This window comes from Soonwooa purpurea (assembly GCF_053891095.1).
The window spans coordinates 239,297-246,303 of sequence record NZ_JBSSMA010000003.1 but is presented as its reverse complement, the minus strand read 5'-3'; the positions used below and the strand labels follow the sequence as shown (position 1 = coordinate 246,303).

The 7,007-nt window shown below is 36.0% G+C and carries 7 protein-coding genes; all 7 read right to left on the bottom strand.

Annotated elements, in window-relative coordinates; genetic code table 11:
- Nucleotides 1-191: 191 nt before the first annotated feature.
- The 7 genes from tyrS to ACVFVN_RS04600 all read right to left on the bottom strand — a co-directional run bounded on the left by tyrS (nucleotide 192) and on the right by ACVFVN_RS04600 (nucleotide 6,987).
- A complete protein-coding gene (tyrS, locus tag ACVFVN_RS04630) occupies nucleotides 192-1,487 on the bottom strand; it encodes a tyrosine--tRNA ligase (protein ID WP_456234383.1) in 1,296 nt (431 codons plus the stop codon).
- 178 nt (nucleotides 1,488-1,665) lie between these two features.
- A complete protein-coding gene (gene trpA / locus ACVFVN_RS04625; protein ID WP_456234382.1) occupies nucleotides 1,666-2,400 on the bottom strand; it encodes a tryptophan synthase subunit alpha in 735 nt (244 codons plus the stop codon).
- 275 nt (nucleotides 2,401-2,675) lie between these two features.
- Complete coding sequence (gene trpB, locus ACVFVN_RS04620; protein WP_456234381.1) at nucleotides 2,676-3,863, bottom strand: tryptophan synthase subunit beta; 1,188 nt, start codon at nucleotides 3,861-3,863, stop codon at nucleotides 2,676-2,678.
- A gap of 20 nt (nucleotides 3,864-3,883) precedes the next feature.
- Nucleotides 3,884-4,561 (bottom strand): phosphoribosylanthranilate isomerase, encoded by a 678-nt coding sequence (locus tag ACVFVN_RS04615; RefSeq protein WP_456234380.1) that lies wholly within the window; start codon nucleotides 4,559-4,561, stop codon nucleotides 3,884-3,886.
- Between the two features lie 2 nt (nucleotides 4,562-4,563).
- A complete protein-coding gene (gene trpC / locus ACVFVN_RS04610) occupies nucleotides 4,564-5,343 on the bottom strand; it encodes an indole-3-glycerol phosphate synthase TrpC (RefSeq protein WP_456234379.1) in 780 nt (259 codons plus the stop codon).
- A gap of 53 nt (nucleotides 5,344-5,396) precedes the next feature.
- Nucleotides 5,397-6,386, bottom strand: coding sequence for an anthranilate phosphoribosyltransferase (gene trpD, locus ACVFVN_RS04605; protein ID WP_456234378.1), 990 nt, complete (start codon nucleotides 6,384-6,386; stop codon nucleotides 5,397-5,399).
- Nucleotides 6,387-6,420: 34 nt separating this feature from the next.
- Nucleotides 6,421-6,987 (bottom strand): anthranilate synthase component II, encoded by a 567-nt coding sequence (locus tag ACVFVN_RS04600; RefSeq protein WP_456234387.1) that lies wholly within the window; start codon nucleotides 6,985-6,987, stop codon nucleotides 6,421-6,423.
- Between the last annotated feature and the right edge of the window lie 20 nt (nucleotides 6,988-7,007).

Sequence of the window (7,007 nt, the reverse complement as noted above, 5' to 3'; positions counted from 1 at the left end):
ACTCGATTTCTTTTACAACACTCAACTTAAAAGACATACTGTAATCGCGCTGAGTACGTTTTACATAATTGCTTCTTTCTTCCATAATAACGATTTCTTTTTTGTATCGCTATTTCAGGACGTTACAGATTTATAAAATAGAAGCTTCCCCATTTTTGAGGAAGCTTTTTGAATTTATTTTGAAAAAAAAATTAAATCGCTTTTACGATAAAGTAAGACTTTTTACCTTTTTGAAGTAATAAAAATTTTCCGTCGATAAGGTCTTTATCAGAAGCTACAAAATCTTCATTCACTTTTTCCTTGTTTACAGAAATGGCATTGCCGGCTAATTCTCTTTTGGCTTCGCCTTTAGATTTTAAGAAACCAGATTTTTCCGAAATTAGATCAACAATATTGCTGCCGATAACTTCCGATTTAACAATTTCCTTTTGTGGAACACCATCAAAAATTTGTAAGAATAAAGTCTCATCAAGACTTACCAAATCTTCTGCTGTAGAACGCCCGAATAATATTTCTGAAGCTTTCAGAGCTTTCGCATATTCTTCTTGTCCATGAACCCAAACAGTCACTTCTTCTGCTAATTTCTTTTGCAGTTTGCGATGGTGTGGCGCTATTTTATGTTCAGCAATCAAGGCTTCGATAACATCTTTGTCCAAGAATGTATAGTATTTTATAAAACGCTCGGCATCTTCATCGGTTGCATTTAACCAGAATTGGTAAAATTGGTAAGGCGATGTTCTTTTGGCATCTAGCCAATAGTTTTCTCCACTTTCAGATTTTCCAAATTTGGAACCGTCAGCTTTAGTAATCAATTTTGTGGTCAACGCAAAGGCTTCTCCTTGCACTTTACGACGGATAAGTTCTGTTCCTGTGGTGATATTTCCCCATTGGTCAGAACCACCCATTTGCAGCTTGATACCTTTGGTTTGGTATAGGTGAAGGTAGTCGTAACCTTGCATTAGTTGGTACGTGAATTCTGTAAAACTCATCCCATCGGCACCATCTTCACCAGAGAAACGTTTTTTGACAGAATCTTTAGCCATCATATAATTTACGGTGATGTGTTTGCCGATATTTTTAGCAAAATCAAGGAAAGTCACATCTTTCATCCAGTCGTAATTGTTCACCAATTCGGCTTTGTTTGGTTCGTTACCTTCAAAGTTTAAGAATCTTGACAATTGACTTTTAAGGCAATCTACGTAATACAAAAGGGTTTCCTCATCTAACAGATTACGTTCTGCGGATTTTCCAGATGGGTCACCAATCATTCCTGTCGCACCACCAACCAAAGCAATAGGCTTGTGACCGTGACGTTGAAAATGAGCCAAAATTTTAATTGGAATCAAACTTCCGATGTGTAACGAATCTGCTGTTGGGTCAAAACCGATATAGGCTGTGGTCATCTCTTTTTCGAGTTGTTCCTCAATCCCAGGCGTCATGTCGGCGAAAAGTCCGCGCCATTTCAGTTCTTCAATAAAAGCATTCATTATATAAAAATTTTAAGATGCAAAGCTACGAAATTGCTTTCTATTAGCCGATTTTTTAAGTTTAATTAATTTTTTTGGAGCCAGGAACCTGCTTTCCGTTGCAATCTTTTCTTGAAGACCTCGCTGCCGCTCGGCTTCCAAGAAAAGGATTTTCACTACAATCAGGGCTAGAGATTTGTCATAGTTTTATAGATTTCAAAAACGCAGAAGCTTTCTCTTCCCAATTGTTATTATCCAAAATAATTTTCACAAAAGCTGTTCCTATAATGCCGCCTTGCGCTTTCTCCGTAACCGACTCAAAATCTTGTTTGTTTTTAATGCCAAATCCGATGAATACTGGATTTTTTAGATTTAATGTAGCCAATCGATTGAGGTATTCTTCATTTTTTAAAGTCGCATTTGAGTTTCCTGTGGTCGAAGAAGAACTTACCGCATACAAAAATCCAGAACTCAACGAATCCAAATATTTGATGCGCTCTTCGGAAGTTTCAGGTGTTACCAAAAATGAAAAATTGATGCTGTATTTTTCTAAAATTTTGCCGTATTGTTTCTCAAATTCGAAAGCTGGAAGATCCGGAATTATTAATCCTGAAACACCAACTTCCTGACATTTTCGACAAAATTTCTCAAATCCAAATTGCAAAACAGGATTGATGTAGCCCATCAAAACTTTGGGAATTGTTACTGAATATTTTATTTCGGCTAGTTGTTCGAATAATTTTGCGATGGTCATTCCGTTTTTCAACGCCAAAATATGCGCCTCTTGAATTACAGGACCATCAGCAACGGGATCGGAATACGGAATTCCAATTTCCATCATATCTGCGCCAGAATCTTGAATGATTTTTGCGATTTTTCCAGTGTCATCCAATTGCGGAGCGCCCGCTGTAAAGTATATATTGAGTTTTTTCATTTTTGAGAAGTTAGATTTTAGAGGTTAGAAATTAGATTTTTTGAGAGGCTGTTATTTCGACGTTAGTTGAAATCTCATGTTTTAAAGAGATTCCTCATTTCCACTTCGACAAGTTCAGTGTTCATTCGAAATGGCAAATTTTTGTGTGGATAACGACTTTGCGACCCGGCTTGAGCGGAGCTCTTTTCTTTGTTTTTCGGCGGCGAAGCCGCCGAAAAACAAAGAAAAAGCGAGAGTGGAAGACGGAAATTGTCGCCCAAAAACTTTTAAATTGATTAGCCATCTACTAAATGTTGCAAGTATGTTTCCATATCCTTATCTCCACGACCGGAAAGACAAATGACCACAACATCGTCTTTTTCGAATTTCTTTTTGTCTAAAACCGCCAAAGCGTGCGCCGATTCTAATGCAGGAATAATTCCTTCAAGTTTTGTCAATTCAAAAGCTGATTTTAGGGCTTCATCATCATTAATGCTGAAAAATACAGCGCGTTTTTGGTCATGTAAATTGGCATGCATTGGCCCAATTCCCGGATAATCCAAACCTGCAGAAATCGAATGTGGCTCTATGACTTGCCCATCTTTGGTTTGCATCACTAGACTCTGACTTCCGTGCAAAACGCCCAATGTTCCTAAGAAAGTTGTCGCCGCCGATTTTCCAGAATGAATGCCCAAACCACCAGCTTCCGCCGCGATAATTTTGACTTCTGGTTGGTTCAGAAAATGATAAAAAGTTCCTGCAGCATTGCTTCCGCCACCAACGCAAGCAATGACGTAATCGGGATTTTCTCGTCCTATTTTTTCATTCAGTTGTTCTTTTATTTCTTTCGAAATTACACTTTGAAACCTCGCCACCAAATCCGGAAAAGGATGCGGCCCAACAACGCTTCCAATAATATAATGTGTGGTTGTTGGATGGTTGATCCAATCGCGTAAAGCTTCATTCACCGCATCTTTCAAAGTTTTTGATCCCGAAGTGGCAGGGACCACTTTTGCGCCCAACATTTTCATTCTCGCCACATTGGGAGCTTGACGAGCAATGTCTATTTCGCCCATATAAACAATGCATTCTAAACCGAGAAGTGCACAAGCTGTCGCCGTTGCAACGCCGTGTTGACCAGCACCCGTTTCTGCGATAATCCTATGTTTCCCGAGTTTTTTTGCGAGTAAAGCTTGACCTAAAGCATTGTTGATTTTGTGTGCGCCAGTGTGATTGAGATCTTCCCGTTTTAAATAAACATTTGTGCCGTATTTTTCGCTTAGATTTTTCGCGAAATAGAGTGGTGTTGCTCTTCCTACATAATCTTTCAGCAAGTTTTGATATTCTTCTTGGAAATCTTTAGCTTCGATTATTTCGGTATATTTTTCTTGCAATTCGGCAACATTGGGATAGAGCATTTCTGGGACAAAAGCACCACCGAATTCGCCATAATAGCCGTTTTTATCTGGGTTTTTAAAGTTCATTATTTCTTAGATATTAGAGTTTAGATGTTAGAAATGAGATTTTTAAAATCAATAATTTTTTGAATGTTTTTATTACCAGCTTCGATTTCAAATTTTGAATTGATGTCTAAAGCAAATGGTTGTTGGTTAATAGTTGAGAGTTGTTGGATATTCTCGTTTGAAATTCCGCCGCTTAAAAAATACGGAATAGGTATTTTGAGTTCATTTAAAATTTGCCAGTCAAAGCTTTTTCCGGTTCCGCCAAAGGCTTTGCTGTCGGTATCGAATAAGAGATTTGAGATTTGAGATTTGAGATTTGAGATTTTTTCAATCTGTTTTTTCAAATCTGTAAAATCTTGTCCAATTCTAATTACTTTAATTATTTCAATGTTTTTTTCTAATTTTTTTCTTAATTCAAAAATAAATTCCTCCGTTTCATCGCCATGCAATTGTATGAAATTGAGTTGTGCTTTTTCTGAAATCTCAACAATTTTTCCCACACTTTCATTTACAAAAACACCGACTTTTCCTTGATGATTAATTTCTGAAATTTGCTTTAAACTCAAATGATTCAAAACATATCTTGGTGATTTTTCGTAGAAAATAAAACCTAAGAAATCCACTTTTATATCAATTAATTCCTGAATTTGATCTGGCTTTGTTAAGCCACAAACTTTGAGTTGGATTTGAGGTTTGAGATTTGAGATTTGAAATTCCATTGCTAAATTTTTACATTTGATACAAATTCTTCAAATTTCTTTCCTGGATTTTCGTTTTTCATAAAATATTCGCCCATCAAAAATCCGTCAAAACCTTTTTCTTTTAAAAAATTAAAATCTTCTTCATGGTAAATTCCACTTTCTGCGATGGAAAAAATATCTTTTGGAAGCTGATTTTTCAAATCTACTGAATGTTGTAAATTCACTTTGAAATCTTTTAAATTTCGGTTGTTAATTCCCACAAAATCCACTTTGTTATTAATATGTTTCAATTCTTCTTCGGAATGAATTTCCAGCAAAACCTCCAAATTTAATTCGTGTGCCAATGCAGTAAATTCTTGCACTTGATTTGGAGAAAGGCAAGCTGCAATCAGCAAAATAATATCTGCGCCAATGGATTTCGCTTCATAAAACTGATATTCGTCCACCATAAAATCTTTCCTCAAGATCGGAATATTAACAGAATTTCTCACCGAAATAATATCTTCGAAACTTCCGCCAAAAAAGTCCTGGTCCGTCAAAATAGAAACCGCACTTGCACCAAATTTTTCATATTGTGAAACGACTTCCAAAGGCGAAACTTTATCGTTAATAATGCCTTTGCTGGGCGATTGTCGTTTAAATTCTGCGATAATTCCAGACTTCGACTTTATCGTTTCTTTTAAAGACAAAGTTTGTCTTCCAAAAAACTTAGAATCTTTCAGTTGTTGAATAGAAATCTTAGATTTGGCTTCCGAAATTTCTTGTTTTTTTCTTTCTATTATTTTATTTAGGATGTTCATTTTATTTTGTTGTTGGTTGTCGGTTAATAGTAATAATAAGTTTGGAAAATCCATCAACTATTAACCAACAACTGTAAACTTTTCAATGCTTTTCCGCTTTCTAAACTTTCCTTTGCCATCGAAAGACAATTTTCGTAATCGCCATATTTTCTTGTGTTTTCTAAAGCTAGAGCGGCGTTGGCTAATACAACGGCATTTTGAGCTTCAGTTCCGTTGCCTTCTAAAATAGAGATGAAAATTTGTGCTGCTTCTTTTTTCGTATTTCCACCATAAATCGTTTCGGGTAAATAGTTTTTGAATTTCAAATCTTCTGCCGAAACAATTTTTTCTCCATTTTTATTGAAAATTTTAGCATCAGCTGTTAATGAAATTTCATCGTAACCATCCAAAGCATTTACGAGTATAAATTCTTTATTTTCCTTTTGTAAAAGGTATTGATAGACTCTTGCAATTTCCAAATGGGCAACACCAATCATCGGAAAATCGGGTTGAACAGGATTCACCAAGGGCCCAAGCATATTGAAAAAAGTTTTTAAACCCAATTGTTTTCTAAGTGGTGCAACGGTTTTCAAAGCTGGATGAAAAAGTGGAGCGTGAAGAAAACAAATATTTCCTTTTTCTAAGTCGGCTTTCAAATCCTCAGAATTATCTTTGAATTGATAACCTAATTCTTCTAAAACATTTGAAGAACCACTAATCGATGACGCTGCATAATTACCGTGTTTAGCGACTTGTTGTCCAGTCCCTGCCACGACAAAACTTGCCAATGTGGAAATGTTAAAAGTGTTTTTTCCATCGCCGCCGGTTCCAACAATATCCACCAAATCTTTAGTTCCTAAGTCGATGGGCTTTGCGACTCGCAATAAAGCTTCACGAAAACCGATTACTTCTTCGAGTGTAATTGTACGCATCAGAAAAACGCTGATAAAAGAAATCACTTCACTATCATTGAATTTTCCTTGAGAAATTTCCAATAGAATAGCTTTCGCTTCAGATTTTGTAAGCGTTTGATGGTTAAAAAGGTATTGTAAAATTTCTTTCATTTTGGTTGATGGTTCTTTTATAAACTGGAAATTTTTAAACAATTAAAAAATTTTCTAGAATTTGTCTTCCTTGCGGTGTTAAAATACTTTCTGGATGATATTGAACGGCGTGAACATCGTAGGTTTTGTGTTTCAAACTCATAATCATTCCTTTGTCATCTACGGAAGTTATTTCGAGTTCTTCAGGGAAGTTTTCGGGATTCACCGCCCAAGAATGATACCGCCCAACTTCCAATATTTCGGGAAGATTTTTAAAAATGGAATGTTCTTTAATTTGCTTGGATTCGGTGGCTATACCGTGATAGATTTCCGAAAGATTGATTAAACTTCCGCCAAAAGCTTCCGCAATAGCTTGTTGACCCAGACAAACACCAAAAATGGATTTTGTTGGGGCATATTTTTTAATGACATCTAATAAAATTCCAGCTTCCTTGGGAATTCCAGGACCTGGCGAAAGGATGATTTTATCGTACTTTTCAATGTCTTCCAAAGCGATTTGGTCGTTTCTAAAAACTTCTATTTTTTCATCAATAATTTGCTCAATCATTTGAACGAGATTGTAGGTGAAACTGTCGTAATTGTCGAAAACCAAAATTTTAATTGATGGTTGATGGTTGTTAG